This is a genomic window from Streptomyces gilvosporeus (genome assembly GCF_002082195.1).
In the GTDB taxonomy this organism is placed as follows: domain Bacteria; phylum Actinomycetota; class Actinomycetes; order Streptomycetales; family Streptomycetaceae; genus Streptomyces; species Streptomyces gilvosporeus.
In genome coordinates this window covers 5673657-5700529 of the sequence record NZ_CP020569.1, presented here as the reverse complement: position 1 = coordinate 5700529, position 26873 = coordinate 5673657, and the positions used below count along the sequence as shown (strand labels likewise).

Annotated in this window: 25 protein-coding genes and 1 pseudogene; 8 read left to right on the top strand and 18 right to left on the bottom strand. The window is 68.6% G+C overall.

Annotated features, from left to right (window positions below; genetic code table 11):
* Nucleotides 1-51 precede the first annotated feature (51 nt).
* The 8 genes and pseudogenes from B1H19_RS25555 to B1H19_RS25520 all read right to left on the bottom strand — a co-directional run bounded on the left by B1H19_RS25555 (nucleotide 52) and on the right by B1H19_RS25520 (nucleotide 8227).
* A complete protein-coding gene (locus B1H19_RS25555) occupies nucleotides 52-4800 on the bottom strand; it encodes a putative T7SS-secreted protein (protein ID WP_083107099.1) in 4749 nt (1582 codons plus the stop codon).
* 136 nt (nucleotides 4801-4936) lie between these two features.
* Nucleotides 4937-5578: a hypothetical protein gene (locus B1H19_RS25550; protein WP_083107098.1), complete on the bottom strand. Its 642-nt coding sequence runs from the start codon at nucleotides 5576-5578 to the stop codon at nucleotides 4937-4939.
* On the bottom strand, nucleotides 5575-6006 hold the full coding sequence (locus tag B1H19_RS25545) for an SseB family protein (RefSeq protein ID WP_083107097.1): 432 nt from the start codon (nucleotides 6004-6006) through the stop codon (nucleotides 5575-5577). The genes B1H19_RS25550 and B1H19_RS25545 overlap by 4 nt, the downstream gene beginning before the upstream one ends.
* A 195-nt stretch (nucleotides 6007-6201) precedes the next feature.
* A pseudogene (locus B1H19_RS39085) lies at nucleotides 6202-6339 on the bottom strand (IS5/IS1182 family transposase); the annotation flags it as partial.
* Nucleotides 6340-6430: 91 nt separating this feature from the next.
* Entirely contained in the window at nucleotides 6431-6616 is a 186-nt protein-coding gene (locus tag B1H19_RS25535; protein ID WP_083107096.1) for a hypothetical protein, read from the bottom strand.
* Nucleotides 6617-6684: 68 nt separating this feature from the next.
* Nucleotides 6685-6951: a DUF3761 domain-containing protein gene (locus B1H19_RS25530; protein WP_083107095.1), complete on the bottom strand. Its 267-nt coding sequence runs from the start codon at nucleotides 6949-6951 to the stop codon at nucleotides 6685-6687.
* A gap of 216 nt (nucleotides 6952-7167) precedes the next feature.
* Nucleotides 7168-7365, bottom strand: coding sequence for a DUF397 domain-containing protein (locus B1H19_RS25525; protein WP_083107094.1), 198 nt, complete (start codon nucleotides 7363-7365; stop codon nucleotides 7168-7170).
* A 10-nt stretch (nucleotides 7366-7375) separates the two neighbouring features.
* Nucleotides 7376-8227: a helix-turn-helix domain-containing protein gene (locus B1H19_RS25520; protein WP_083107093.1), complete on the bottom strand. Its 852-nt coding sequence runs from the start codon at nucleotides 8225-8227 to the stop codon at nucleotides 7376-7378.
* A 263-nt stretch (nucleotides 8228-8490) separates the two neighbouring features.
* Between B1H19_RS25520 and B1H19_RS25515 the strand changes: the two genes are divergently transcribed.
* Complete coding sequence (locus tag B1H19_RS25515; protein ID WP_083107092.1) at nucleotides 8491-8976, top strand: ATP-binding protein; 486 nt, start codon at nucleotides 8491-8493, stop codon at nucleotides 8974-8976.
* A 40-nt stretch (nucleotides 8977-9016) separates the two neighbouring features.
* Here the strand turns inward: B1H19_RS25515 and B1H19_RS25510 are convergent, their stop codons facing one another.
* The 3 genes from B1H19_RS25510 to B1H19_RS25500 all read right to left on the bottom strand — a co-directional run bounded on the left by B1H19_RS25510 (nucleotide 9017) and on the right by B1H19_RS25500 (nucleotide 12487).
* Nucleotides 9017-10210, bottom strand: a complete 1194-nt coding sequence (locus B1H19_RS25510) for a DUF1266 domain-containing protein (protein WP_083107091.1) — start codon at nucleotides 10208-10210, stop codon at nucleotides 9017-9019.
* A 292-nt stretch (nucleotides 10211-10502) separates the two neighbouring features.
* Nucleotides 10503-11903, bottom strand: coding sequence for a GntP family permease (locus tag B1H19_RS25505; protein ID WP_083107090.1), 1401 nt, complete (start codon nucleotides 11901-11903; stop codon nucleotides 10503-10505).
* A gap of 68 nt (nucleotides 11904-11971) precedes the next feature.
* A complete protein-coding gene (locus B1H19_RS25500) occupies nucleotides 11972-12487 on the bottom strand; it encodes a gluconokinase (RefSeq protein WP_083107089.1) in 516 nt (171 codons plus the stop codon).
* A gap of 187 nt (nucleotides 12488-12674) precedes the next feature.
* Between B1H19_RS25500 and B1H19_RS25495 the strand changes: the two genes are divergently transcribed.
* Nucleotides 12675-13382 carry a FadR/GntR family transcriptional regulator gene (locus tag B1H19_RS25495; RefSeq protein WP_083107088.1) on the top strand — a complete coding sequence of 236 codons (708 nt, stop codon included), beginning with the start codon at nucleotides 12675-12677 and terminating at the stop codon, nucleotides 13380-13382.
* Nucleotides 13383-13410: 28 nt separating this feature from the next.
* On the opposite strand, the gene B1H19_RS25490 is transcribed toward B1H19_RS25495, so the two are convergent.
* The 5 genes from B1H19_RS25490 to B1H19_RS25470 all read right to left on the bottom strand — a co-directional run bounded on the left by B1H19_RS25490 (nucleotide 13411) and on the right by B1H19_RS25470 (nucleotide 19857).
* Entirely contained in the window at nucleotides 13411-13623 is a 213-nt protein-coding gene (locus tag B1H19_RS25490; RefSeq protein WP_083107087.1) for a hypothetical protein, read from the bottom strand.
* A gap of 120 nt (nucleotides 13624-13743) precedes the next feature.
* A complete protein-coding gene (locus tag B1H19_RS25485) occupies nucleotides 13744-15342 on the bottom strand; it encodes an acyl-CoA mutase large subunit family protein (RefSeq protein WP_083107086.1) in 1599 nt (532 codons plus the stop codon).
* 434 nt (nucleotides 15343-15776) lie between these two features.
* Complete coding sequence (locus B1H19_RS25480) at nucleotides 15777-16835, bottom strand: hypothetical protein (RefSeq protein WP_083107085.1); 1059 nt, start codon at nucleotides 16833-16835, stop codon at nucleotides 15777-15779.
* Entirely contained in the window at nucleotides 16835-17578 is a 744-nt protein-coding gene (locus B1H19_RS25475) for an RNA polymerase sigma factor (RefSeq protein WP_107426441.1), read from the bottom strand. The genes B1H19_RS25480 and B1H19_RS25475 overlap by 1 nt, the downstream gene beginning before the upstream one ends.
* A 605-nt stretch (nucleotides 17579-18183) precedes the next feature.
* Nucleotides 18184-19857 carry a beta-N-acetylhexosaminidase gene (locus tag B1H19_RS25470; RefSeq protein ID WP_083107083.1) on the bottom strand — a complete coding sequence of 558 codons (1674 nt, stop codon included), beginning with the start codon at nucleotides 19855-19857 and terminating at the stop codon, nucleotides 18184-18186.
* A 512-nt stretch (nucleotides 19858-20369) separates the two neighbouring features.
* Between B1H19_RS25470 and B1H19_RS25465 the strand changes: the two genes are divergently transcribed.
* The 5 genes from B1H19_RS25465 to B1H19_RS25445 all read left to right on the top strand — a co-directional run bounded on the left by B1H19_RS25465 (nucleotide 20370) and on the right by B1H19_RS25445 (nucleotide 24486).
* Nucleotides 20370-20873 (top strand): 2-oxo-4-hydroxy-4-carboxy-5-ureidoimidazoline decarboxylase, encoded by a 504-nt coding sequence (locus B1H19_RS25465; protein WP_237289510.1) that lies wholly within the window; start codon nucleotides 20370-20372, stop codon nucleotides 20871-20873.
* Nucleotides 20874-21075: 202 nt separating this feature from the next.
* Entirely contained in the window at nucleotides 21076-21456 is a 381-nt protein-coding gene (sdhC, locus tag B1H19_RS25460; RefSeq protein ID WP_030066793.1) for a succinate dehydrogenase, cytochrome b556 subunit, read from the top strand.
* 9 nt (nucleotides 21457-21465) lie between these two features.
* On the top strand, nucleotides 21466-21933 hold the full coding sequence (locus B1H19_RS25455; RefSeq protein ID WP_030066792.1) for a succinate dehydrogenase hydrophobic membrane anchor subunit: 468 nt from the start codon (nucleotides 21466-21468) through the stop codon (nucleotides 21931-21933).
* A 25-nt stretch (nucleotides 21934-21958) separates the two neighbouring features.
* On the top strand, nucleotides 21959-23713 hold the full coding sequence (sdhA, locus tag B1H19_RS25450; protein ID WP_083107082.1) for a succinate dehydrogenase flavoprotein subunit: 1755 nt from the start codon (nucleotides 21959-21961) through the stop codon (nucleotides 23711-23713).
* The gene (locus B1H19_RS25445; RefSeq protein WP_083107081.1) at nucleotides 23713-24486 is read left to right on the top strand and encodes a succinate dehydrogenase iron-sulfur subunit; all 774 of its coding nucleotides are present in this window, start codon (nucleotides 23713-23715) and stop codon (nucleotides 24484-24486) included. Before sdhA ends, B1H19_RS25445 begins: the two co-directional genes overlap by 1 nt.
* Here the strand turns inward: B1H19_RS25445 and B1H19_RS25440 are convergent, their stop codons facing one another.
* Nucleotides 24487-25317, bottom strand: coding sequence for a hypothetical protein (locus B1H19_RS25440; protein WP_237289509.1), 831 nt, complete (start codon nucleotides 25315-25317; stop codon nucleotides 24487-24489).
* Between the two features lie 175 nt (nucleotides 25318-25492).
* Nucleotides 25493-25990, bottom strand: coding sequence for a MerR family transcriptional regulator (locus tag B1H19_RS25435; RefSeq protein ID WP_335755943.1), 498 nt, complete (start codon nucleotides 25988-25990; stop codon nucleotides 25493-25495).
* Between B1H19_RS25435 and B1H19_RS25430 the strand changes: the two genes are divergently transcribed.
* Nucleotides 25989-26834, top strand: a complete 846-nt coding sequence (locus B1H19_RS25430) for an alpha/beta fold hydrolase (protein ID WP_083107080.1) — start codon at nucleotides 25989-25991, stop codon at nucleotides 26832-26834. The two genes, B1H19_RS25435 and B1H19_RS25430, sit on opposite strands and share 2 nt — an antisense overlap.
* Nucleotides 26835-26873: the final 39 nt, after the last annotated feature.

Below are 26873 nucleotides of genomic sequence, written 5' to 3'. Positions count from 1 at the left end.
AAATCTCATAATAGCAGGAGGCGGTGGCCGCTGAGGCACGATTCCAAGGACTCAGTCAAAGAAAGGAATAACCCTCCCGAAAGTTGGCCAGTCGGGTTCGGGAACATGGACAATTTCTCCATCACGACCATAGAACTTGATACTGCCCCAGTCGCGATAGCCATGCCTCACGGCTCTGGCTATCCACCCCATCTCTTCTTCTGTCGCATGTGGGGCTATTCCCTTTTCGTGACCCAAACCCCTCTTTGCCATACCTTCAAACCCCCCCGAGAAACCCTTCATACTCACATGAATTTTTACCGATCCATCTTTGATGGCATCCAATACAGGGCCACGCCATTCATCAGCGGAAAGCCCCATGAAGTGATGAATCCCTCTTTCTTGCGCGAACGCCTCGATACCATGATTCTTGTACCCAAGGGCGACTTCGCAGGGCGATAGGCCGAGAGGGTCCGTCCATGCATTGGGATTGGTGACATACGACGCAGGGTTGGGGGTCGGGCTTAGCCCGAGGGGGTCAAGCGTGAGGTAGCGGGCTGTATCGGCATCGAAGATGCGGAAGTAGTTATAGTGGAGCTGCGTCTCTGAGTCGAAGTACTGTCCTGGAAACCTCAGCGGCGTGTATGCCGTGGCGTTGCCATTCCAGGTAGTTGAGCCCCATAGTGTCGCTCGGGTGCGCCAAGCGATATCGCCAGACTCAGATATGAGTTCGGTGGGAGTGCCAACCAGATCAGTGACGATAGAGAAGAAGCGCTGATCAATGGCCTGTTGGGAGGCTCGGGGCAGAACTGAGACTGCGGTTTTGCGCTCTGTCTGGGTTAGTGGTGCGAGGCCCTGGTGGTCCCATGTGAGGGTTACGGCCTCTTTAGCAGTGAGGGCCTGGGTGGTTTGTTCGGTGACGGTAGTTCCGTCCCAGGCGAAGTTTGTCTGCTCGGCGAACGTTTCGCCGTCGCTTGCCAAGCGGTGCTTGGCTATTCGGCGACCGAAGGGGTCATACTGGTAGCGCCAGGTGGTGCCGTCAGGAGTGACAACTGAAGTGAGTCGGTCCTCAGCATTCCACGTGTATTGCCAAGTATCTGGCTTGCGGGAGAGGCGGGTTTTTTGGCGGAGGGTTACGCGGCCCAGGACATCGTGTTCGTAGCGGATGGCACCGGCGCGTGTAATGCAGGTGCCTTCGTAGGACCGGTCGCCTCGGGCTGACGGATTGGGGTGCTGGGCGGGCCAATCGGCGTGGGTCTGGTTGCCTGCTGCATCGTAGGCATAGGTCTCGGTCCAGTTCGTGGCGTGGACTGCGGTGACTCGGCCTGCGCGGTCGAGGGCGAAGGTGCGGCGGCCGGTGTGAGAGTCATCGACGGCGGTGAGATAGCCGTCGGGGCGGTATGTGTACGAGCGGTGGAGCTGCGTTTGAGCAGCTCCCGCCGCGGTGGTGGTGAAGGATTGTGTGGCGAGGCGACCCGTGGGGTCCCAAGTGTGGGCCAACTGGAGGCTGTCACCGATGGTGCGGGTCAGTTCTTGGCCAGCGGCATCGTGGTCGAAGGTGAGGGTGTGGCCGGAGATGTCCATCGCCGTGCGATTGCCGGCGGCGTCGTAGGCGTAGGTAGTGGTGTGGCCGGTAGGCGTGGTGCGGGAGGTGCGCCGCCCCAGGGCGTCGTAGGTGAACGTCATGGTGCGGCCGTTCACCGACTCGGCGGTGACGCGGCCCAGGACGTCGCGGGTGTAGGTGACGGCGGCGTCGGGGTTGGTGGCCTGACGGAGGTTGCCAGCAACGTCGTGCTCGTAGGTGGTGAGCAGCCCGGCGGCGTCTTTGGAGGTGATCCGGCCCAGGACGTCGCGGGTGTAGGCGGTGACCTCGCCGAGGGCATTGGTGCGGGTGACAAGTTGGCCTGCGGCGTCGTGGGTGTAGGTGAGGGTCCGGTCGTCGAAGTCCGACTCGGAGATCAGGCGCCCGGCGCCATCGTAGGTGTAGTTCCAGGTCAGGCCCTGGGGATTGGCGACCTGAGTGAGGCGTAGTTCGGTGTCGTGGGTGAACTCGTGGCGAACGCCATCGGGGTCAGTGCGGGCCGTGGGTAGATCGAAGTGGCCAAATTCATAGTGAGTGGTCTGGCCGATGGCATTGGTGTGTGAAGTGCGGTTGCCTTCGCCGTCGTAGGTCCACTTCTCGGTAGCGCCGGTGGGGTCGAGACGGACCGCCAGTTTGCCTTCCACTGTCCACACCATGTGCGTGGTTTCGCCGAGGGGGTCAGTGACCGAGGTCGTGCGGCCGAAGGCGTCGCGGCGGTAGTGGGTGGTGGCGCCCAGGGGGTTAGTGATGCTGAGCGGTAGGCCGGCCTCGTTGCAGTAGAGGCGGGTGGTGTTGTCGAGGGCGTCGGTGACGGAAGCGAGGTGACCTCGTGTGTCGTGGGTGTAGGTGGTGGTGGCGCCGGTGGGATCCGTGGTGGAGGTGCGGTTGCCGTTGGCATCGTAGGTGTGGGTCCAGGTGGTGCCGTCCGGGCCGGTGATGCTTAGCGGGTGGCCGTCCTCGTTGTAGGTGGTGGAGGTAGCGGTGCCATCTGGGAGGGTGACGCTGGTGAGGCGACCCTCATCGTCGTAAGTGAAGCTGGTGGTGCGGCCCAGGGGGTCGGTGGTGGACAGGATGCGGTGCTTGGCGTCGCGGACGGTGCGGGTGGTGGCACCGGTGGGGTCGGTTTCCGCGACGATCTGGTGGTGATCGTTGACCTCGTAGCGGGTGACTCCGCCCTGGGAGTTGTAGAAGAGGTTGGTGCGCAGGCCCGTTACGGGGTCCGGGTCGCCCCAGGTGAAGTGGGCACGGAGGTGGCCTGCGATGCCGCCCTGTGAGGTGCAGCGGTCCTGGTCGTCGTAGACGTAGCTGTAGCTGCTGTTGTTGGTGTCCGTCCAGGACGTGATGCGGCCCAGGTCGTCGTAGGTGAAGCGGAGGGGCAGGCCGGAGGAGTTGGTGGTGGTGACGAGGTTTCCGGCTTCGTCGTAGCCGTACGTCATCAGGAGCTGGTCGCCGCCGTCGAGAGCCGCGCCCGCCAGGTGGAGGGCGGTGATGCGGCCGTTGTCGGTGGTGAGCAGGAGGCGGTAGCCGGCGCTGTGGGTGATGGCGGTGGGAGTGCCGTCTTCGGTGTAGTCGAAGGTGTGGTGGTTGCCGCGGCGGTCGGAGATCTCATCGAGGACGGCGAGATCTTCGGTGTAGGTGGTGAAGTAGCGGCGGGTGCCGGTGGAGGGGTTGGTGAGGAGGTAGTCGCCGTCGGGGGTGCGTTCGAGCGGATCGCCGTCGCCCTCGATGGGGAGGGTGGGGACGCCTACGGCCGGGTGGGGATAGGCGAGGAGGTTGCCCTGTTCACCGATAAGAATGACGCCTTCGGAGTCGATTTCCAGGCGTTGGTCGACGGTGCTCATCCAGGTCGGGCCGAACCAGCGACCGGTGCGGTACGAGGACTCGAAGGTGCGGGTGAAGGTGAGGGGGAGGCTGCCGGGAAGATCTATGTCGGTCTGCGGCAGGGCCATCCGGCCGGTGGCCATGTCGATGGGGTCGTTGCCGAAGGTCCTGCACCACCATTGGCGGGCGCGATCTTTGATGGCGACCTTGCCGCCGTCCTTGAGGGCGTCTCGCGCGGCACCCTTGGCTATGTCCCTCGCCCCCGCCCGCACAAGCCCCTTGCCGATGGCCCCGGCCCCCTTGCCCCCGATGATGTTGACGAAAAGAGCCCCGCCCGCATCTCCCGGGTCGCTCCCCCACCCCTCGCCGAGCATGCCCTTGGCCATGCGGCCGGGGTGGGCGGCGGCGCTGACCAGGCCGAGGCCGGTCTTGGAGACATTGGCCAAGTACATATAGGGGTGAGCCATGTTGTACGGCTCCATCGGGTTCACCGTGCGCAGCATGTTGACCGTTCCGACCACGGCCTTGGTCGCGCCGCCGACGACATGCATGAGGTTGAGGCCGCCACCCACCACACCGTCGGCGGCGTCCAAAGTCATCTCCGTCAGGAATTTGGGTTCCTTCGGAGCGTGTTCCAGCGCGCTCTGGAGGGCGCGGTGTGCCTTTTCGGCGGCTTCGTTGCGCTGGCTGCGGGCGTTCTGGAGGATTTCCTTGGCCTCCGCGCGGCCCGTTTCGCCGGGATTGACGAAGGCGCCCGGCTTTTGGGGCTTGGCACCCGGGTCGGAGCCGCTGTCCAGGGCGCTGTTGTATGCCTCCGCCTTCGCGTTGTACGTATCGACCTCGTGGCGGTAGGCGTCGACGGCCTTCTTGGTCTTGTCCTCGGCCTCCTGCCATTTGTCGATGGCCGTCTGGGCCTTCTTCTGGGCCCAGTTGACGGTGTCGGCGTACGCATCGAGGGCCTTCCACGCCGTCTCGCACGCGTCCGCGGCCCGCATCCACTCCTTGGGGTGGGCGTCGAACTTCTCGTGGAAGCTTTCGGCGGCCTTGCCCTTCCAGGACCCGGCGTCCAGTTTGCGGATGCCCTGGCCGACGCGGTCGAAGGCCGCGTAGAAGTTCTTCAGATGGCCGGCGGTCTCATTGATCTTGGAGACGTCGCCGTGGATCAGCTCCTTGGGGTCGTCGCTCTCCCCCAGCTGACGCTCGTCGACCTGCGCGCCCAGTGCGTCGGCAGCGTCCTCGCCGACCGAGCGGACCGCTTTGGCCGCGCCGTGCGCGCCGACGGTGTCAAGGACATCACCGGTTTTGTCCGTCGCGTACTCGATGCCCTCCCCGACCGCCTTTTCGGCGCCATCGACGGCATCGCCAATCTTGTCGGCGGCGGAATTGATCCCGTCCCCGATGTCCCCGAAAAGTCCCATGAGTTCTTACCCCCCGTTGTGCTGTGGAGCAGTGGATGCGCAGTCGTGGCTGTGCAGCGGTCAGCTGTGCGGTGCAGTGGCCGCCGGTGCGGTGCAGTGGCGGATGTGGTGCTGCGGTGGCTGGTGAAGCGGTGGCTTACGAACCGTCCTGGTCGTGACCGTGGCTGTTGGCCCGGTCCTGGAGATCACGGGCTTGCTCCTGGACATCGCGGGCCGGCCGCAGGGCCCAGTTGTGGTCCACGTCACCCATCCACTTGGACGTCGAGACGTCCTGCTTTGTTTGATCCCACGCCTCGCTGAGCCCACCCATTGCCTCTTGGGACTTGGCCGATGTCGGGTCGTAGTCCGCGCTGTCGAACTGGGTGACCGCGTTGTCCTCGCCGACCTGTTTCCACGTCCGATGCTTCAGCTGTTCCGCCGTCATCGTCGGGTCACCCATCAGCAAGGCATTCGCCCCGACCTTCATCGTGGTCGACACGTACTGCTCTTGCTCGTGATAAAGGCCGGCCGTCAAATCGAGACGACGCGCGAATTCATCGGCTTCATGGATGAGCTGACGGACCCCCCAGCCCCACCGCTCACAGAATGACTCGAATACGGAACTTACGTCGGCGTGGCCTGCCTCCATTCCGGAGAGTGCCAACTTGTCGAATCCCTGGCCGAGTTGGGCGTTGATATCGAAACCAAAATCCTTCAGCTCCGCGATCGCGTCGTGGATGCCTTTGGTGACCTGCTTCAGGGCATCCGGGTCGAGCTCGTAACCCTCGACGGAGGTCATGCCACACCCCCCGGAGCGGGCTGGACAGGCACGTCGCCTACGGGAGTCGGCTCGGCGAGGTCGACCGCGGCGGAGTCCGGGACGATGCCGCTGACCGGCGGAAACAGCATCGGCTGCTCGCTTCCCACGTTCACGGCCACGCCCATGGGGCCCTTGACCGCGGGGATGACCACGTCCAGGAGACGGGCACCGGCAGCACGGACGTACTCCACCTCGGTGCTGGTCTCGGCGCCCCGGGTCGCGGCGAAATGGGACAGTGCCTCTTCGTCCGTAAAGGCGTACAGCCAACGGATTCCGGACATCTCGGCCGACATGAGAGAATCATCCACGACCGGGACGAATACCGACGTGCGCCGGAATTCCCCCACCAATGCGGCCGGATTCAACTCCCCCTCATGGGCTGCCGCTATTTCGTCGGTCAAAGACATGGTGAACCCCCCAGTTCCCCTTGCTCGCTGACACCACCATGACACATGGCACTGACACTACGAGTCGAACACGCCAGCGACAAAACCGGCCCGATAGTTCTTTTGGGTTCAATTAAATTCGACTTACGGCGCGGCCAGGGAGCTCATCCGGCAGCCCATGAAGGCTTGTTGAGGCATTGAGGCCATTCGTCGGCCTTGCCGCTCCAAGGTAAGGACGACTGCGGCGACGGACGTCATTCGATTCGGGCTGCACCGCGCCCCGCGGAAGATGCGCCATGACTTCAGACGGGCGACTCCACCCTCAGCCAGGGCCCGCACCCTCGACAGCGCTCGGGCTCATGGTCTGTTGGACGACGTCAGTCCGCCCTCACAAGCCGTCCGACCGCGGCCTTCATCCGACTGTGTGGCGGCATTTCCCTCGGTCTCAGATCGGGACAGCGATGAACGGGACGCGCGGAGAGTTACGGAAGAGGGGCGCGGTGATGTGCTGCCCGCAGGCGTCGTAGGTGTCGCCTCCGTCGGGGGTAACGCGCCAGATGGCCTCGGCGCCGCAGTCATCGCCGTTTTGCTTGGGGGCGGTGCACTTGATGGCGGTGTCGCCGTCGGTCATGAGGCTTCTCCTTGCGCGGGTACAGGGAAGGCCCCCGCCGAAGCGGAGGCCATGGAGCTGGGTGGGGGTTACTTCCACCAGATGGCTACGCCTCGGTGATGGGAGCAGGTGCCGGAGGAGTGGCGGCTGTAGGAGTGGGTGTTGTCCCTGCACTTGGCGGTCTCGGTTTTGTTGATCGGCTTCTTGTGGTGGGTCCAGCCGCAGTAGGCGGTGGTGTGATGGACGCAGCGGTGGGCCGTGTTGTAGTACGGCAGGGCGGCGGAGGCGCTGGCAGCGCCGGCCGAGCCAAGGGCGAGCAAGATGCCGGCGACGCCGGCGGCAATGCGAGCCTTCAAGTTCGTTGTCTCCTTGGGCAGTTCAGCCGTGCCTGACTTTGAACAGCGCTCAACCTACACAGGGTTTTGGGGTTGGGTGCCTGGCTTTACGGGATGCGGGACGACACGCAGAAACCCCCGGCCGAGCCCTCGGGGACGGCGGAGGGTGGCGGGCAGTCACGCCGGGTTGAACTCGATGGTCCGAGCCGCCGGCCGAGTCACCGTCCGGACCGTCGGTCAGCGTGGCGGTGTGCCGAGCGACTCGGCCTTGATGTCCAGGATCAAGCCGCGCAACGCCCGCCGATCGGCCACGATCGTCTGAGCCGGGGTATCGCTCTCCCGGAGCGCGACCACATCGCCGGTCGCGGCGACCTCGACGCAGGCGTTGCCCGCAGCCTCAGAGAACGAGGACTTGAGCCATATCTCGCTGGCCAAGACGGCCCCCTCACAGACGCTTGACGATGCCGAGGATGTGGTCCCTGGACTGCGTTGGATTCAACGCCACCTGTTCGGCCAAGTCCAGTCGTCGCCGAAAGTTGGCCAGGTGGGTTGGCGAGTCAAAGAACACGGCACCCATCGGGGCATCCACTTCAACGGTGTCCAGATGAGGGTTGGTTGCCGAGGCGTACATCATCGTGTCTCCGGCCATAGGAAATCCGCCGGCTGCGAAGGGGATCACGAGAAGCCGTACGTTGGGCCGTTCGCTCTCTTCGAGAAGGCGGTTCAGCTGGACCCTGGAGACCTTTCCTCCGCCGATCTGGATCCGGAGGGCCGCCTCGTGAACCAGCCCCACATACGGCACATGCGGTGAATTCGTCACCACGCGGTGACGCGCGAGTCGATGAGCCACGCGCAGCTCGACCTCTAGCCGTGGCAGCGCCGGGACAAAGAGATCGAACAATGCACGGGCGTGGTCCTCCGTCTGGAACAAACCAGGGATGTGGGCCGTTTGGAGCGTCCGCAAGCTCGTGGCGTAGTGCTCCAGCTCTGCGACGTCCAGGAAGTCTGGCGGAATTCTTCCTCGGTACTCCTCCCACCAGCCCTTCTTTCGGCCTCCGGTCATCAAGGCGAGTGCATCTATCAACCCAGGATCATTGCACTCGTAGATGCTCGTCAAACGACGCAACCGCTCCTCGCTGATACCGAACCGGCCCGACTCGATGTTGGAGATCATCGTCCGGTCGGCGCCCAGCCGCTCTCCCGCTATCGGGGCAGACATGCCAACGGCTTCGCGCAGTCGGCGGAGCTCTGCACCGAAACGGCGCTGTCGGATGGTGGGTGCTGGACGCGGTGCCATGGGCTCAACTCCTCGTTCGCGTACACAGTTTGTCGATCCTGAACGTCGTGTGTCCATCAGAGAGTTGAGCAACACACGTTTGAGTGAGTTAGGTAGCACGCGTTGTATGCGTGGCGCTACGGTGTGGCCCACGCCACTCACTCACGAACGCCGTTTCTACGGAAGCGCACCGCATCTGACCGCGGCAATGCCACCGCACGGCACCAGGAGAGCGACTGGCCCGAAGGTCCGTACACCATCGCGCCGCACACGGAGGTGCCCGCGTGAACCTGAACCCGTACGCCCCGGAAGACCCCACTTCCCTCGCCTTCACCGAACCCTGGGAATACGAACTCGCCTTCCCCAGGGATCCCCGCGGCCCCGGCATCGCGCGAACCACCCTCCGGGCGGTGCTGGACGCGCACCATCTGCTCGAACTCGCCGACCGGGCCGAGCTGTTGACGTCCGAACTCGCCACCAACTCCGTGCGGCATTCCAAAGGGCCAGCCTCCGTACGCCTCCGCTGGACGCACCCCGTACTGCGGGTCAGCGTGACGGACACCTGCCCCTACCTGCCCCTCCCGTCGGCGCCGCCCTCCGCAGAAGCGGAAGACGGCCGGGGGCTGTTCATCCTCGATCTCGTCTCCGACGAGTGGGGCGGGTGTGCGCTTGGGGACTCGTTGCTCGGGCCGGGTGGAAAGACCGTGTGGTTCGAGCTGGTGCTGAAGCCCGCGACGCCCCCGCCACCGCCACCCGCCCTGGCGGCGTGAACGTGATGAATGGGCTGAGTGGGATGAATGGACCGCGCGCTCAGTAGCCCGCCATCGCCCTCCCGGCCATCTCCCCCCGCTCCCCGAACCAAGGAATGTTGAGCCATGGGCTGCCCGGATCCGACATCAACGTCCGATACACGTCCACCATGTCGGTGAACCAGCTGCCGAACCGCTCCTCGTCGAAATGCAGACATCGGCCGAGGACGAACCCGAGCCCGAAATCCGCCCAAGAGCTGTACGCCGCCCGGCTCAACTCCGCGGCCTGCACAAGCCTTTGTTCCGTCTCCGCGACATCACAGAACCGAGCGCCCAATCCCCATCGCGCCATATTCGATGCGCGCCCCAGGTACCAGGCCCGCACCGACGACACGCACTGATCCTCGGCCAATATCCCATCGGCCCGGAACCGCGCCTCGTACCGCAGGATCTTTCCGATGATTCCGCCGGCCTTCTTGATGCTCTTCCCGCTCTCCCCCTCCGCCCGCAGAATCTGCTCCGTCGCGGACCGCCATGTCATGGGATCCACGGGGCGCCCCGCAGCCTGAGTGATTCCCTTGCGCACCATGAGTACGAACTCCCAGTAAGAGTTCCCCACCTCGGGGCTGAGCAAGGTTTCCTGCTGCTCCAGCCAGCCCGCTCGGCTCTCGATGCCCCACCATTCCTTGAGCGTCCTCCGCTCGTTCTGATATCCCGCGCCATGCCAATTGACCATGTTCCACGGGAACCCGTTGTTGATGCACAACTGCGCACCGCAGGCGAGTCCTTGAGCCAGCAGTCCACGTGTCGGCCCCGTGCGGATTGCCCGCAGCCGCTTCGTCTGGTCGGGTGTCTTCACGCGCTGCTCATGCATACGCCACAGCTGCGGATTCGGCGGAAAGTACCCCTCGCACGGCGTGCCCGGATTGACCGCGAGCCACTGACCTCCCTCGGCGAGCAATTCCCCGACCTGATGCAGATACGGGCTGTGGAACACGACATCGGCACTCGGAACGGGCAGCATCCCTTCCGTCACCACGGTCAGACACCATTGCCCGATCGCCGGATTCCACCACGGCGCGCCTATCTCCGATTCCCCGTAGCCGGCGTCCACTTCACGCCGTCCGTCCGCCAAGAACACATGCGTGGCGGCCAGCACATCGAAATAGGTCGCCCAATCCCCCCTAGCCCGCGCCTCGCACAGCCCGACTTCCACATCCGTCGCCGGCACCCAGGCCGCCATGTCTGCCGACATGCCCCCTCATCCCCCTACTCTTCATCCCGCGCCTGCGGGAAAGATCATGTCGGTATTCAAACAAGCGGTGGCCGATGCCAGCCAGCGCCGGCCGGAGGCAGACGTGCCACGAGGCCGCACCGGCGGGGAAGTCCGCCTGTACGGCCTCGTGACGGGGACGGGCGCCGGAGGGGGTGAGGCGCCCGGGGCGGAATCCGCCCGGATGGCATACGGGGTGGGAGGAGTTGGGGGGCTACGGGAGCCATAGGAACCACAGGAGCCACGAGCCCCAGCCCCCTCCCCCCCCCAAGACCTAAACAACCACGGACAACCCCATCACGCACCCGATCCCCACCACCGAGATCAACGTCTCCATCACCGACCAGGTCTTGAGGGTCTGGCCGACGCTCATCCCGAAGTACTCCTTGACCATCCAGAAGCCGGCGTCGTTGACATGGCTGAAGAAGAGCGAGCCGCAGCCGATGGCCAGGACCAGCAGGGCGCCGTGGGTGGTGGACATGTCGGCCGCCAGCGGGGCGGCCAGCCCGGCGGCGGAGATGGTGGCGACGGTGGCGGAGCCGGTGGCCAGGCGGATGGTGACGGCGATCAGCCAGGCCAGCAGCAGGGCCGAGAGGTGCCAGCCCTTGGAGACGTCCAGGATCATCTGGCCGACGCCCGCGTCCACGAGTGTCTGCTTGAAGCCGCCGCCCGCGCCGACGATGAGCAGGACGCCGGCGATCGGGGCGAGGGACTTCTCGACGGTGGTGGCGATCCGGCCGCGGGTGAATCCGGCCGCGCGGCCCAGCGTGAACATCGCGACGAGGACGGCGGTGAGGAGCGCGATGAGCGGGGAGCCGATGACGTCGAGGGCGCGCTGGACGGCGTCCTGCGGGTTGTCGATGACGATGTCGGTCAGGGCCTTGGCCAGCATCATCGCGACGGGGAGGAGGACGGTGGCGACGGTGACGGCGAAGCCGGGGCGCTTTTCCGGGGCGTCGGAGGTGCGCTCGGGGACCATGGTCTCGGGCGGGCGGATGTCGACCCAGCGGGCCGCGTAACGGGAGAAGAGCGGGCCCGCGACGATCGCCGTGGGGACGGCCACCACGATGCCGAGGGCCAGCGTGATGCCGAGGTTCGCATGGACGGCGTCGATGGCGGCCAGCGGGCCGGGGTGCGGGGGAATCAGGCCGTGCATGACCGAGAGGCCGGCCAGCGCCGGGATACCGATGCGCATGAGCGAGAAGTTGCCGCGTTTGGCGACCAGCAACACGACCGGGATCAGCAGCACGATGCCGACCTCGAAGAAGATCGGCAGGCCGATGATCCCGGCGATCAGCACCATCGCCCAGGGCATGGCTTTCCCTCCCGCCTTCGCCAGGATCGTGTCGACGATCCGGTCCGCGCCCCCGGAGTCGGCGAGCAGCCTGCCCAGGACGGCGCCGAGCGCGATCAGGACGCCGGTGCCCGCGACCGTCGTGCCCAGCCCCGTCGAGAAGCTGGCGATGGCCTTGTCGAGCGGCGCACCGGCCACCGCGCCGAGCACCAGCGAGCCGATGATCAGCGACAGAAAGGCGTGCAGCTTGAACCGGGTGATGAGCAGGACGATGACGGCTATACCGGCCAGGACGGCGATGCCCAGCTGCGCGTGACCGGCCGAGGTGATCGGCTCGGTCGTCGCGTCCGCTGCGAGTATCTCGACGCTGAGATGTGTCACGGCGATTCCCTAGGGTCGGGGGATGCGGGATTCCCTTGCGGGGAGGGAAGAGGGGGACGGGGGTTGGCTCAGGCGACCGGTTCCAGGTGGTGCAGGGCTGCCACCGCGCGGTCGGCGATCTGCTCCGGCGTACCGGAGACATCGACCGCGACGCCCGCCTCGTCCGCGCCGAGCGGTTCGAGGGTGGCGAACTGGGAGTCCAGCAGGGCGGTGGGCATGAAGTGGCCGGTGCGCCCCGTCATCCGCGCCTCGATGAGCGCGCGGTCCCCGGTGAGGTGGAGGAAGACGATCCCGGGGGCGGCGGCGCGCAGCCGGTCGCGGTAGGCGCGTTTGAGGGCGGAGCTGCTGACCACCCCGCCGCGGCCGTCGCGGCCGTGGGCCCAGGCGCCGAGGGCGTCCAGCCACGGCCCGCGGTCGGCGTCGTCCAGCGGGACGCCGGCCGACATCTTGGCGATGTTGGCCGGCGGGTGGAAGTCGTCGCCCTCGGCGTACGGGACGCCCAGAGCGGCGGCCACCAGCGGCCCGATCGTCGTCTTGCCGGTGCCGGCGACGCCCATCACGACGATCACGTGGGGGGTGCTCATGCCGCTCTACCTCGCTGTTCGCACTGCTCGCGGCGCCTGCACGCGTGCGCTGTCCGCGCCGCTCGCACTGCTCGCGCCGTCCTCGTTGACCGGCCCCACTGAAACCCATTGGGTACGACGTATTCAAGACTCTGTGATGTAAAAGTCATACTTAATTGGCTGCCGAGGGGGACCGTAGGCTTGGGCCATGGAAAACGAGGGGCAGGGGAAGGGACCGCACGCCCGCGTGCTGGAGACCCTCGGGCCCGAGATCACCGCGGGCGACGTCCCTCCGGGCACGGTCCTGCGCACGGACGAACTGGCGGAGCGCTTCGACGTCTCCCGCACGGTCATCCGCGAGGTGATCCGCGTCCTGGAATCCATGCAGCTGGTGGTCTCCCGGCGGCGGGTGGGCGTGACCGTCCGGCCCACCGAGGAGTGGAACGTCTACGACCCCCGGGTCATCGGCTGGCGGCTGGCCGGCCGCGACCGCCCCCGGCAGCTGCGCTCGCTGACCGTGCTGCGCTCCGCCGTCGAACCGGTCGCCGCGGGCCTGGCCGCCGCCCACGCCACCCCGGACCAGTGCGCCGAGCTCACCGAGCATGCGATGGGCATGGTCGCCACCTCACGCGGCCAGCAGCTCGACGCCTACCTCGTGCACGACATGGCCTTCCACCGCGTCATCCTCACCGCCTCCGGCAACGAGATGTTCGCCCGTCTCGCCGATGTCGTGGCCGCGGTGCTGACCGGCCGCACCCACCATCACGTCATGTTCACCGACCCCGACCCGGCGGCCGTCACCCTGCACGTCCAGGTGGCGGAGGCGGTACGGGTGGGCGACGCGGCGCGGGCGGAGGCGCTGACGCGGCAGATCACGAGCGGTGCGATGGCCGAACTGGACGTCCTGGCACCGTAGTCGGGCCTTCCGATCGCCCACGCACCCCTCAGAACAGCGGCTGCTGGCCCGGCATCGGCGGCTCCTCCGGGTCGAACAGCTTCTCCGCCGGCGCCATCATCGGCGCCGTCCGCCGCGAGCCGGGGCAGGAGATCAGCTCGATGCCCGTACGGCGGCCCGGAGGGTCGTGACGGGCGTAGCGGCCGCCGACGACGGCGATCTCTCGGGTGCATACGGGGCACACGCGGCGGGGTGACGACATGCCACCAGTCTGACGGACCCGGTGCCGGTGCCTCTCGCTAGCCTCCGCCCCCACCCAGCGCAGCCTCAGGACGCGTCCGTAGACACACAGTCCCCCGCACACCCCGCACACCCCGCACCATCAGAACGCATCCGTAGGCACATACGTCCCCCACACTCCCCGCAGCGCCTCGCAGACCTCCCCCACCGTCGCCCGCGCCCGCAGCGCCTCCCGCATCGGATAGAGCACGTTCTCCGTTCCCTCGGCCGCCTTCCGCAGGTCGTCGAGGGCGGCGGTGACGGTACGGCGGTTGCGGCCGGCGCGCAGGGCGGCCAGGCGCTCCACCTGCTGGGCCTCGATCGCCGGGTCGAGGCGCAGCGGTTCGTACGGCTCCTCCTCGTCCAGCTGGAAGCGGTTGACGCCGACCACGATCCGGTCGCCGTCCTCCGTCTCCCGGGCGATGCGGTACGCGTTCCGCTCGATCTCCTCCTTCTGGAAGCCGCGTTCGATGGCGGCCACCGCGCCGCCCAGGTCCTCGATCCGCCGCATCAGGTCCACCGCCGCGGCCTCCACCTCGTCGGTCATCGACTCGATGGCGTAGGAACCGGCGAACGGGTCCACGGTGGCGGTGACATCGGTCTCGTGTGCCAGCACCTGTTGCGTCCGCAGGGCGAGCCGGGCCGCTTTGTCGGTGGGCAGGGCGATGGCCTCGTCGAAGGAGTTGGTGTGCAGGGACTGGGTGCCGCCGAGCACCGCGGCCAGGCCCTGGAGGGTGACGCGGGCGAGATTCACCTCGGGCTGCTGAGCGGTGAGCTGCACCCCGGCGGTCTGGGTGTGGAAGCGCAGCATGAGGGATTTGGGATTGCGGGCGCCGAATTCCTCGCGCATGACGCGGGCCCAGATGCGGCGTGCGGCACGGAATTTGGCGACCTCTTCGAGGAGCGTCGTACGGGAGACGAAGAAGAACGACAGCCGCGGGGCGAAGTCGTCGACGTCCATTCCGGCGGCGAGGGCGGTACGGACGTAGGCGATGCCGTTGGCGAGGGTGAAGGCGATCTCCTGGGCGGGCGAGGCGCCGGCCTCGGCCATGTGGTAGCCGGAGATGGAGATGGTGTTCCACCTGGGGATCTCGGCCCGGCAGTAGCGGAAGGTGTCGGCGACCAGCCGGAGCGAGGGCTGCGGCGGGAAGATGTACGTGCCCCGCGCGATGTACTCCTTGAGGATGTCGTTCTGGATGGTGCCGGTGAGGTGCTGGGGTTTCACGCCCTCCTCCTCACCGACGAGTTGGTAGGCCAGGAGCAGCAGGGCCGCGGGCGCGTTGATGGTCATCGACGTCGAGACCCGGTCGAGCGGAATGCCGCCGAACAGCACCCGCATGTCCTCGACGGAGTCGATGGCCACGCCGACCTTGCCGACCTCACCGGAGGCGATCGGCGTGTCGGAGTCGTGGCCCATCTGGGTCGGCAGGTCGAAGGCGACGGACAGTCCGGTCGTGCCGTGGGCGATCAGCTGCCGGTAGCGGGCGTTGGACTCGCGGGCGGTGCCGAATCCGGCGTACTGACGCATCGTCCAGGGCCGGCCGGTGTACATCGTCGGGTACACGCCACGGGTGTAGGGATAGGCACCGGGCGCACCGAGCCGCCGCTCGGGATCCCAGCCGTCCAGCGCCTCCGGCCCGTACACCGGCTCGATGGGAAGCCCGCTCTCACTGCGCCGGACACCACCCGATTCGCCCGCCATGACCGTCCGCCTCCCAAGGTCACCCGCACCCGGTTTACGCCTGTTTCCGGCTTCTGCCCAGGATGCCCGCCCCCACGCCGCACCGCAGCACGGCACGACGGGAGCACGGAAGCAGAGCGGTAGGCCAAGGGCGGTACGGCAGCACGCCACCCCGGCAAGGGGAAAAGCCGCCAACGATGCCCCCGCCCAGCACTCACGTCCGTGTAGTGACGGAAGCGATAATTGAGCAATCCCCACGAACAGCAACCACATCCGCGAGAGCGGCGCCGGTTTAGGCGCAAAGGGGGGCGCATAAAAGGCGCGGGCAGGGCCGGGGGAACGTGCCCCGCCCGCGCCGTTGGCGCGGTAGCCGTGGGTACGGGGGGGACCCCGGCTCGCGCGCAGCCGATGACCAGTCGGCTTCAATCAGTACTGCGTCACTGGCTCAAAAAACGTCACACCTGGCCGGTGGCCGTGGCGCTCGGGGTGGTGGAGGGGGTCGGGACGCCGGTGGTGGGCGTGGGCGCGGGGCTGGTGGCGCCGGTGGGCGTGGTGGCCGTCAACGAGGCGCGCGGACGGGCGTTGTCGCCCTGGCCGTTGCCGCCCTGTCCGTTGCCGTCCTTGCCGCCGCCGCTGTCCTCGCCGCCGGTGGCCCCGCCGCCGGCCCCGCCGTCGCTGACGCCGGCGACGGCGCCGCCGGTCCCGCCATCGTTGTCACCTTGGCCGCCGCCCCCGTCGGTGAGGTAGGGGCGGCAGAAGGAGTGCACCTTGGCGGCGCCGCCGGCGGTGTGCACCAGGCGGCGCTGGGCGGACGCGTCGAGCTCGCCTCGCTGGTAGGCGAGGCACAGCGTCAGGAGGAGCTTTTTGCGGCCGCCCTGGGTGGAGTGGCCGGTGCCGTCGTCGCCGTGACCCTTGCCGCCCTTGCCGCCGCCCGGCTTGCCGCGGCCGTGCGGGTCGCCCGGTGACGGGGTTTCGGCGGGGTTGCCGGAGCCGGGGCTGCCGGAGGGCGAGGAGGTGGTGGCGCCGTCGGTCTCCGAGCCGGGGCCGCGGGAGGTGAAGGTGCTGGGGGTCTCAGAGGTGGAGACGGTGGCGGCGGGCTCGGGGCCGCCGCCCTGGAAAGGGCTCGGCAGGACGCCCGTACCGGCCGCGACCGCGACGCCGCTGATCGCGCAGACCGCGAGGGCGACGGCGAAGCCGCGCCGGAAGGGACGCGCGAGGCGGGTGCGTTCGGCGAGGCCGCCGGAGCGGGTGGTGCGGGTGGGGCCCTGGCCGGCCGCGGCGCGGCGGCGCGGTCGCGCGCCGGAGCCGTGCTGCGCGCGGCGGAACGCGGCCACCGCGGCCGCCTCGCCGGGCAGCTCGGTGCCCTGGGCCGGGCTCGCGCCGAGGGCCGCGGCGGCCTTGAGCAGCTGCTGGAGTTCGCGGGCGCCGTCGCCGCCGGTGGCACCGACCGAATCGCCACGCAGCAATTGCTCCGCGGCGTCCTTGTCGAGCCAGTCGTACGGGTCGTCGGCCATCACATGTCCTTCTGCGTTTGTGCGGCCGATTCCGTCACACCTGGTACGGACGATTCCGTTGCGCCGTCGCTGCGGCATGGTCCTTGCGGGGGCACCTCCCCCGCGCTGCCGCCGCCCCTGCGCGCGCCCCGGGCGGGCGGGCCGGCGGATGCGTCTTCGCCCTGGTCGGCGGCCTCCCCGAAGGAGTCGCCCGGCGGGTCGCCGATCAGTTCGGCGAGTTTGCGGAGCCCGCGGTGTGCGGCGGTGCGCACCGCGCCGGGCCGCTTGCCGAGCACCTGTGCGGCGCTCTTGGCGTCGAGTCCGACCACCGCCCGCAGCACCACGGCCTCGGCCTGGTCCTGGGGCAGCCGGGCTATGAGCCGCATGGTGCGGCCGGTGCCCAGGGCTTCCAGTGCCTCGTTGGCGGTGTCGGACAGGGCGGGGGTGTCGGTCAGTTCGCTCTCGTCGCCGCCGATGGCCGGGCGGCGGCCGCGCATCCGTATGTGGTCCAGGGCGCGGTTACGGGCGATGCGGGCGGCCCAGCCGCGGAAGCGGTCCGCGTCGCCGCTGAAGCGGGCGAGGTCGCGGGTGATCTGGAGCCACGCCTCGGAGGCGACGTCCTCCGCGTCCGGTTCGCCCACCAAGGTCCGTACATATCCGAGAAGTCGGGGATGCACGGCGCGGTAGACGGTACGGAACGCCGTTTCGTCGCCGTCCTGTGCCGCCTGTACGGCAACCGTCAGCCGGCTGTCGTCCGGCTGAATGTCGTCCCCTCGCACGGGTCCATCCTGTCGCACGTGGAATGTCCGCCGCCCGGTCCTTGCTGCTTTGCGTTCTTTCAGCCGCGCCGGTCCGCCGAACCCCTTCGCCGACTCCGGGTAACCCGGCTGCTCCAGGAGACCGTAACGCGTTCAACCGCACGCTCCGAACCGGGGCCTGCGCACGGAGCGACGGAAACGGAGGCGGCGGGTCGGGCGCCGCGGCGCCCGAGGGGACCCGCGTCTGCCGCGGCGGCCGCCGTGTGCGGTGCGCACCGAACCATCTGGAACTCCCGGAAAAACGGCCGATCGCCGGCCGTGGGCGCCGGCCCCGGCCAGTGCGCCTTCCGGCGCGAAGCCGCACGTTACGGGCCCTGAGCGGCCCGCGTCCAGACCACTTGTACCCGCCCGATCCATACCGCGTGTGACTCCTGTGTGACGCTTTCGCGCCGCCTGGCGCTGTATCGATTAGAGGCCCGTGAGGGCCTCCCGAGAACGACGGCCGGGGCCTCTCCTGTGGGGGGTGGCGGCCCCGGCCGTCCCTCGATTTCATACGGAACTCATACCCGGCGCCCACCCGGCGGCGTGCGCCCCCGGAAGGCTCCGCCGGCTCAGATCCGGTTGGCCAGCGCCTTGAAGCTCTGCCAGGACATCGTGGGTGTCCCCGGGTTCCATGTCTTCTGCGCCAGCGCCGCCAGCGGCAGCCAGATCCCGGCCGCGATCTGCTGCGGCGTCTGGGCCTGGGACTGATCGGCCCAGATGGCGAAGCGGCCGCCGGGGATCCGCGCCGGCGTCGTCTGCTTCTGTGGCACGGCCACCGGCGCGGTGTCGCGCAGCACCGACGGGGTCCAGCTGCGGTAGATCCGCTCACCGGTCGGGTAGACGAAGCCGTTCGGCTCGCCGAGCACGTAGTAGAGGTACTCGTCGTTGACGTTCAGGACGTTGCGGCCCTCGTGCAGGAAGGCCGAGGGGTCGCGCTTGCCGATCTCCTTGCCGGTCCAGTAGGCGACCGTGCGGTCCTTGTCGGCGGCGACCTTCCCGTCGGAGAAGAAGCCGTCGTTCCATGCCTCGATGCGGTTCTTGCCCGCGGCTTTCACGGTCTTCTCGCGGTCGTTGAGCCAGCCGGTCGCCAGGTCCTGGATGGTGGCGCCGGACCCGTACTTCTGCCGCGCGGCCTGCGCCAGCTGCGGATAGGAGGACTCCGGGTTGCTCGCCATCAGTGCCTGGTACTCGTCGCCGCCCAGGTGCCAGTACGCATCGGAGCCCTTGGGGTTGGTGAACAGCGCCGCGTACTCGCGCAGCAGCGAGTCGATCAGCTGGGCGGACTTGGGGTTGGAGATGTCGATGGCGCCGTTGACCGTCCGGCCGTCGGCAGTGCGCAGGACGAGGTCGGGATGGTGGGCGAGGACGGCGCCCAGGTGGCCCGGCGAGTCGAGTTCCGGGATGAGGGAGACGTGCCGGCTCTGCGCGACCTTGATCAGATGCCGGACCTGGTCCTTGGTCAGATGGTCCGGGGAGACGACCTCGGGGTGGGTGTCGCTCTCGATACGGAAGCCCTGGTCGTCGGAGAAGTGCAGCTGGAGCTGGTTGAGCTTGAGGTCGCCCAGCTCCTTGATGCGGGCCTCGATCCAGTCCGCGCTGAAGGGCTTGCGGGCGTTGTCCAGGGACATGCCGCGCTGCGGGCGGTCAGGCCAGTCCTTGATGGTGCCCTCGGGCAGGCCCCCGGCGGTGCGCACGGCCTGTCTGACGGTGCGGGTGCCGTAGAAAATTCCGGCGTCGGTCGGGGCCGTCAGAGTGAGCCGGGTGCCGCGGGCGGTGAGGGTGTAGCCCTCGTCGGCGGTGCTGCGGGCGGCCGCGTCGTCGGGCCGGGACGCCCCCTGGGTACCGGCCAGCTTCAGCTCGATATCACCTGGACGTACGGTCTTGTCACCCCACACGACCGGCAGCCCGCCAAGATCTTGGGCCATGAGTTGCGCCTCGTCGGCGAGGGTGCTCTTCTCCCCGGCCGGCACCACGATCCGGGCCCCCTTCGACGGGCGCCAGCCGCGTCCACTGGCCGGCGTGAATGCTCGTACGGACGGGATCACGCGGGGGGTGCCGGTGACCGCGGCCCAGGTCGGCGTGGGTGCGGGGGCCGCCTGGGTGCCCGTACTGCCCGGGGGCCGGGAGTCCGCGGCGCCGGAGCAGGCGGTCAGCGCCAGCGCCATGACCAGGGCCGGGGCCAGGAGCCCGGCCGACCGGGCCACCGGGGTTGTGCGGGACCTCGGGTGGGTCGGGTTCGACATCGTGCAATCCTCACTTTTCGGGGCGAAGGCATTGCCAGGTGTGCGGGGTCGCCGTCCACTAAGTGCGCGAAAGCTCTCTCATCCGGGTGAAATTCGCGCATCCACCGGACAGCGGTCGACAAGCGTCGTTAGCGTGGCGACATCTAGTCCGTCGCCCCCGTCCCAGGGGTTGCGGACCGCCGGCCCTTCCGCCGGGGTGTCGTGTCGCCTCAGCTCCGCCACCACACCGCCTCCACTTCCGAACGTCGCCGGATCCCGTCCGGTTTCTCTCCAGCTTCCGTCAGCCGTCCCTTCCGCACCCGTCGAAAGATTCCGTATCGCACCCTCCGGAAGATCGCTGGGGACCGCGCAGGCCATCCGACCCGCTTGGCGCCCCCGCCGTCCAGCCCCCCGTAAAGTGCGTCCGCCATCCGTCCGAGGAGCCCACGCTGTCCGGTGACACATCGGCCGTCCGGCCGACGACGCTGCCCCCGTTCACCGCCCCGTGCGGCATACGTCCCGAGAGCCGGGCCGTGGTGCCGCAGGGCCGGACGGCCGGCGCCGGGCTCGACCGTTTCAACACCGCGGCCCGCGACGACGCCGAGGCCACGCTGCTGACGTGCTGCGGATGCACCCGGTGGGCCCAGCGGATCGCCGCGCACCGCCCGTACCCCGATCTCGAATCGCTGCTGGCCGCCTCCGACGAGGCCAGTTACGACCTGGCGCCGGCCGAGATCGACGAGGCGCTGGCCCGCGAGTCGGTCTCGCCGCATCCGCTCGCCGGCGCCCGCGGCCCCGGGACGCTCGCCGCGCACACCGCCCTGCGGGCCGCGCACGCCGAGTACGAGCGGCGCTTCCGCCATGTCTTCGTCATCTGCCTGGACGGCTTCCGCGAGGACGAGCAGCTCGACCAGGTGCTGGCCGCCATCCGCCAGCGGCTGGGCAACGACGTGGACGAGGAGCGCGTCGTCACCGCCGACGAACTGCGCCGGCTGACCCGCGGCAGGCTGGTGCGACTCGCCGCCACCCACCGGTGAATTACGACGCATCTCCCGTAACGTCCCGTTTGATGCCTGTGCGATAGCCCGTTGGTGGCTGTTTGATCACACCTAAGGACCCCGGCGCGAGGAACCGACAGCGCGTCGCTACGATGTCGAAGGCCGGTGGACCGTACCCGGCCGGGCCCGACCGACAGAGAAGCCGGCGCGGCCCCAATCCCCGCTCCCGGAGGGTTTTTCCGTGCCGGCTGGAACGCTGTACCGCGGCCGGGAAGGTATGTGGTCCTGGGTGGCTCACCGAGTCACCGGCGTCCTCATCTTCTTCTTCCTGTTCGTACACGTCCTCGACACCGCTCTTGTCCGGGTCTCCCCCGAGGCCTATGACAACGTCGTGGCGACCTACAAGACACCGATCGTCAATGTGATGGAGTACGGCCTGGTGGCCGCCATCCTCTTCCACGCGCTGAACGGCCTGCGGGTCATCGCGGTGGACTTCTGGTCCAAGGGCCCGAAGTACCAGAAGCAGATGCTGTGGACGGTCGTCGGGGTCTGGGTCGTACTGATGGCCGGTGCCTTCTACCCCGTGCTCCAGCACACGCTGCGCACGCTGTTCGGGAGCTGATGACGCGAGATGTCTGCTGAAACGACTCCGGTGAACGACGCGACGTCCCTGTACGACGCGGACAACCCGGCCCCGGTCATCGAGGCGCCGCGCAAGCGCACCGGCAAGACCCCCAAGACGACCCGGACCAACTTCGAGCTGTACGGCTGGCTGTTCATGCGGCTGTCCGGCATCGTGCTGGTCGTCCTGGTCCTCGGCCATCTGCTGATCCAGCTGATGCTGGACGGCGGTGTCTCCAAGATCGGCTTCGCGTTCGTCGCCGGCCGCTGGGCCTCGCCGTTCTGGCAGGCGTGGGACCTGATCATGCTGTGGCTGGCCATGCTGCACGGCGCCAACGGCCTGCGCACCGTCATCAACGACTACGCGCAGCGGGACAACACCCGCTTCTGGCTGAAGATGCTGCTGTACACCGCCACGGTGTTCACCGTCCTTCTGGGCACGCTGGTGATCTTCACCTTCGACCCGAACATCCGCTAGACGCCGGGGCTGAGGTAACCGACCCATGAAGATCCACAAGTACGACACCGTCATCGTCGGCGCCGGCGGCGCGGGCATGCGCGCCGCCATCGAGGCGACGAAGCGCAGCCGCACCGCGGTCCTGACCAAGCTCTACCCGACCCGCTCCCACACCGGCGCCGCCCAGGGCGGTATGGCCGCCGCCCTCGCGAACGTCGAGGAGGACAACTGGGAGTGGCACACCTTCGACACGATCAAGGGCGGCGACTACCTGGTCGACCAGGACGCCGCCGAGATCCTGGCGAAGGAGGCCATCGACGCGGTCCTCGACCTCGAGAAGATGGGCCTGCCGTTCAACCGCACCCCGGACGGCACCATCGACCAGCGCCGCTTCGGCGGCCACTCCCGTAACCACGGCGAGGCCCCGGTCCGCCGGTCCTGCTACGCCGCGGACCGCACCGGCCACATGATCCTCCAGACGCTGTACCAGAACTGCGTCAAGGAGGGCGTGGAGTTCTTCAACGAGTTCTACGTCCTCGACCAGCTGATCACCGAGGTCGACGGGGTCAAGAAGTCCGCCGGTGTGGTCGCCTACGAGCTGGCCACCGGCGAGATCCACGTCTTCCAGGCCAAGGCCGTCATCTACGCCTCCGGCGGCAACGGCAAGTTCTTCAAGGTGACCTCCAACGCGCACACCCTCACCGGTGACGGCCAGGCGGCCTGCTACCGGCGCGGGCTGCCGCTGGAGGACATGGAGTTCTTCCAGTTCCACCCGACCGGCATCTGGCGGATGGGCATCCTGCTGACGGAGGGCGCCCGCGGTGAGGGCGGCATCCTCCGCAACAAGGACGGCGAGCGCTTCATGGAGAAGTACGCGCCGGTCATGAAGGACCTCGCCTCCCGTGACGTCGTCTCGCGCTCCATCTACACGGAGATCCGCGAGGGCCGAGGCTGCGGTCCCGAGGGCGACCACGTCTACCTGGACCTGACCCACCTGCCGCCGGAGCAGCTGGACGCCAAGCTGCCCGACATCACCGAGTTCGCGCGGACCTACCTGGGCATCGAGCCGTACACGGACCCGATCCCGATCCAGCCGACCGCGCACTACGCGATGGGTGGCATCCCGACCAACGTCGAGGGTGAGGTCCTGTCGGACAACACCACCGTCGTCCCGGGTCTGTACGCGGCCGGCGAGGTCGCCTGTGTCTCCGTGCACGGCGCCAACCGCCTGGGCACCAACTCGCTGCTGGACATCAACGTCTTCGGGCGCCGGGCCGGCATCGCGGCGGCGGAGTACGCCGCCACCGCCGAGTTCGTCGAGCTGCCCGAGGACCCGGCGAAGCTGGTCGAGGAGCAGGTCGAGCGGCTGCGCGGCGCCACCGGCGGCGAGCGGGTCACCGAGATCCGCAAGGAGCTCCAGGAGACCATGGACAAGAACGTCATGGTCTTCCGTACCGAGCAGACCATCAAGGAGGCCGTCGAGAAGATCGGCGAGCTCCGCGAGCGGTACAAGAACGTCTCGGTGCAGGACAAGGGCCGACGCTTCAACACCGACCTGCTGGAGGCCATCGAGCTGGGCAACCTGCTCGACCTGGCCGAGGTCATGGCGGTCTCCGCGCTGGCCCGCAAGGAGTCCCGCGGCGGTCACTACCGCGAGGACTACCCCAACCGCGACGACGTCAACTTCATGCGGCACACCATGGCGTACCGCGAGGTGGGCGCAGACGGCGCCGAGTCGATCCGGCTCGACTACAAGCCGGTCGTGCAGACCCGCTACCAGCCGATGGAGCGTAAGTACTGATGAGCACCCCCACGCTTGACAAGCACTCCGCGGCCCTGGACGCCGCCGAGAACGACGCTTCGGAAACGATCACCGTCACCTTCCGGATCCGCCGGTTCAACCCGGAGGTCGCGGCCGAGGCGACCTGGGAGGACTTCCAGCTGGAGCTGGACCCCAAGGAGCGGGTGCTCGACGGTCTGCACAAGATCAAGTGGGAGCAGGACGGCACGCTGACCTTCCGCCGCTCCTGCGCGCACGGCATCTGCGGCTCGGACGCCATGCGGATCAACGGCAAGAACCGGCTCGCCTGCAAGACGCTGATCAAGGACATCAGCCCCGAGAAGCCGATCACGATCGAGGCCATCAAGGGCCTGACGGTCCTCAAGGACCTGGTCGTGGACATGGACCCGTTCTTCCAGGCCTACCGCGATGTGATGCCGTTCCTGATCACCAAGGGGAACGAGCCCACCCGCGAGCGGCTCCAGACGGCCGAGGACCGCGAGCGCTTCGACGACACCACCAAGTGCATCCTGTGCGCCGCCTGCACGTCCTCGTGCCCGGTGTTCTGGAACGACGGCCAGTACTTCGGCCCGGCGGCGATCGTCAACGCGCACCGCTTCATCTTCGACTCGCGCGACGAGGCCGGTGAGCAGCGGCTGGAAATCCTCAACGACAAGGACGGCGTCTGGCGCTGCCGGACGACCTTCAACTGCACGGACGCCTGCCCGCGCGGTATCGAGGTCACCAAGGCGATTCAGGAAGTGAAGCGGGCGCTGATCACCCGGCGCTTCTGATCACGCGCCGCTTCTGAGCCTCGCCCCGATGAGGGTGGGCACGTCCCTGAGGGCCCCGCTTCCGTACGTACGGAGGCGGGGCCCTTCGGCATCCCCCGGGGCCGTCGCGTCGTTCGCGGCTGCCGGGTAGACCAGGACCGGCGGCAGGGCGCCGTCGGCCAGCGCCACCGGGACGTCGCGGCAGAAGTACGACGGGACGAAGACCAGCCCCCGCCCCTGAAGGTGCAGCTCCCGCTCCACCGGATAGCCGACCTCCAGCACCGGCGGCCGCCATCGCATCGCCGGCCCGAACGTCCGCAGCATCGCCTCCGCGCCCGCCGCGCCCAGGGCGTGCCGCCGTAACGCCCGGTCCCTGCCGACCTGTTCGGCGATCCGCGGCCAGCCGGGGGCGATCGCGTGATGGTGGTAGGTGCGCAGGCTGCGGGCCAGGTGGCGCAGCGCGGCCGGGTCGCCCGCCGCGATGTCCGCCGTCCAGCCCGGCAGCGCCCGCTGCCCGGTGGTGTGGATGCCGTCCGCCAGTGCGGCGAGTTCGGCGCGCAGCCGGGTGCGCGGGGTGCTCATCACGGCCTCCAGCGCCGGTTCGACGCCGTTCGCGGCGGCGGGCGGGGTGAGGAAGTCGGGGAAGTAGCCGCGCGGCGGGACCAGCGGGAACAGGGTGCGCAGCGGTCCCGGGCCGTGCCACACGGCATGCCGCCGCCAGGCGGCCAGCGCCGGATCGGCCCGGCTCTCCCGCAAGGTGTGCAGGCTCAGGACGGTCTCCCACAGCGGGTCGGCCCCGTCGGCCACGGTCGTACGGGGCAGATCCTGCGGGGTGAAGTGGATACGCAGCACATCGTCTCCCGGGGTTCGGGAACCCCGGGGCACCGGGGACGCCGCTTTCCTGCGGGCGGGAGTGTGACGACAGGGCCTAGCGGCGTGCACACGAGGATCCGTCCGGCGGCCGGGCGTCGCAAGCCCAACACGCCGGTGGAAGCGTGGAGTTGGCGGGCGATCGGCGCGCGGCGCGTCAGGCCGACCGCAGGGCGCTCGCGGCCAGTGCCTCGTCCTGGGTTCCTCGTTCCCGCATGATCTGCGCATATGTGCCGAGCGCGGCCCGGCGTCGCTCCAACTCGGCTATCTCCTCGTCGAGTTGGACCATCTGACGCTCGATGGCACCCCAGGAGAGGGCACAGGGCATCAGGGCCGGGCCGCCCTGGGTGCAGGGCAGCAGCACGCGGATGTCGTCCGTGCCCAGGCCCGTGGCGAGGAGCTCCCGTATCCGGCCGACGGTCTCGACGCATTCGGCGTCATAGCGGCGATAGCCGTTGGTGTCCCGGTGGGCGCGGAGCAGGCCCCGCTGCTCGTAGTAGCGCAGCGAGCGCGTGCTGACCCCCGTGCGCCGCGCCAGCTCCCCGATCTGCATCCGGTCCCGCTCCCCCATCACGGCCCGTCCTCCCCTGTGACCCAGGTCTCCCGCGGGCGGCTTGACCTTCACACCGGCGTCAAGCTGCACGCTCTTCCTCATGACGAACATTCCCAACGCTCCCGCACCCGACCGCATTCCGGCCCAGACGCCCGGCTCCGGGCTTCCGCGTCTGTCGACCACCGTCGCCGGTGCGCCCGACGGGCCCGGCATCCTGCTGGCCCACGGGGCGACCGGCAGCGTCCGGAGCAACTACGAGGAGCTGATCCCCGTACTGGCCGCCTCCGGGCACCGCATCGTGGCCCCCGACTATCCCGGCTCGGGCGACACCCCGCGCGCCGACGGCCCCTTGACCCTGGACGCCCTCGCCGACGCCCTGGTCGCGGAGGCCGTCGCCGCCGGGCTCGACACCTTCACCCTGATCGGCTTCTCCATGGGGACGGCGGTCTCGGTACGGGCCGCCGCCCGCCACCCGGAGAGGGTCCGCGGCCTCGTCCTGACCGCCGGACTCGCCCGTGCCGACGCGCGGTCCACCCTCTGGGTGGACCTGTGGCTGCGCCTCCTGGAGCGCGGCGACTACGCGGGCTTCGCCCAGGTCCGGGCGCTCAGCGGACTCTCGACCGAGTACCTCAACGCCCTGTCCCCGGAGCAGCTGACGGCCGCGCTGGACCCCGACCCGTCCCTGCCGCCCCGCGGCTCCGCCGAACAGGCCGCGCTCGTCCAGACCCTGGACACCACCGCCGATCTGCCGGGCATAGCGGTCCCGACGCTGGTCATCGCCACGACGCTGGACCCGCTGCTGCACCCCCACCACTCGCGCTATCTGGCCGACCACATCCCCGGCGCCGCCTACGCGGAGATCGCGACCGGCCATCTGCCGATGCTGGAGCGCCCGGAGGAGTGGCGGGCGCTGGTGGGGGACTTCCTGGCCGAGCACGGGCTCTGACGCCCGGGCGCGCCGCCCGTCGCGGCCCCGCATAGGGTC

What these genes read in the sequence shown, in the direction of transcription:
- B1H19_RS25535 (WP_083107096.1), bottom strand. Translation starts at nt 6,616, where the DNA reads ATGACCGACGGCGACACCGCCATCAAGTGCACCGCCCCCAAGCAAAAC.
- B1H19_RS25435 (WP_335755943.1), bottom strand. Translation starts at nt 25,990, where the DNA reads ATGAGGAAGAGCGTGCAGCTTGACGCCGGTGTGAAGGTCAAGCCGCCC.
- B1H19_RS25445 (WP_083107081.1), top strand. Translation starts at nt 23,713, where the DNA reads ATGAGCACCCCCACGCTTGACAAGCACTCCGCGGCCCTGGACGCCGCC.
- sdhA (WP_083107082.1), top strand. Translation starts at nt 21,959, where the DNA reads ATGAAGATCCACAAGTACGACACCGTCATCGTCGGCGCCGGCGGCGCG.
- B1H19_RS25480 (WP_083107085.1), bottom strand. Translation starts at nt 16,835, where the DNA reads ATGGCCGACGACCCGTACGACTGGCTCGACAAGGACGCCGCGGAGCAA.
- B1H19_RS25430 (WP_083107080.1), top strand. Translation starts at nt 25,989, where the DNA reads ATGACGAACATTCCCAACGCTCCCGCACCCGACCGCATTCCGGCCCAG.
- B1H19_RS25490 (WP_083107087.1), bottom strand. Translation starts at nt 13,623, where the DNA reads ATGTCGTCACCCCGCCGCGTGTGCCCCGTATGCACCCGAGAGATCGCC.
- B1H19_RS25500 (WP_083107089.1), bottom strand. Translation starts at nt 12,487, where the DNA reads ATGAGCACCCCCCACGTGATCGTCGTGATGGGCGTCGCCGGCACCGGC.
- B1H19_RS25495 (WP_083107088.1), top strand. Translation starts at nt 12,675, where the DNA reads ATGGAAAACGAGGGGCAGGGGAAGGGACCGCACGCCCGCGTGCTGGAG.
- B1H19_RS25485 (WP_083107086.1), bottom strand. Translation starts at nt 15,342, where the DNA reads ATGGCGGGCGAATCGGGTGGTGTCCGGCGCAGTGAGAGCGGGCTTCCC.
- B1H19_RS25555 (WP_083107099.1), bottom strand. Translation starts at nt 4,800, where the DNA reads ATGGGACTTTTCGGGGACATCGGGGACGGGATCAATTCCGCCGCCGAC.
- B1H19_RS25510 (WP_083107091.1), bottom strand. Translation starts at nt 10,210, where the DNA reads ATGTCGGCAGACATGGCGGCCTGGGTGCCGGCGACGGATGTGGAAGTC.
- B1H19_RS25455 (WP_030066792.1), top strand. Translation starts at nt 21,466, where the DNA reads ATGTCTGCTGAAACGACTCCGGTGAACGACGCGACGTCCCTGTACGAC.
- B1H19_RS25520 (WP_083107093.1), bottom strand. Translation starts at nt 8,227, where the DNA reads ATGGCACCGCGTCCAGCACCCACCATCCGACAGCGCCGTTTCGGTGCA.
- B1H19_RS25470 (WP_083107083.1), bottom strand. Translation starts at nt 19,857, where the DNA reads ATGTCGAACCCGACCCACCCGAGGTCCCGCACAACCCCGGTGGCCCGG.
- B1H19_RS25550 (WP_083107098.1), bottom strand. Translation starts at nt 5,578, where the DNA reads ATGACCTCCGTCGAGGGTTACGAGCTCGACCCGGATGCCCTGAAGCAG.
- B1H19_RS25545 (WP_083107097.1), bottom strand. Translation starts at nt 6,006, where the DNA reads ATGTCTTTGACCGACGAAATAGCGGCAGCCCATGAGGGGGAGTTGAAT.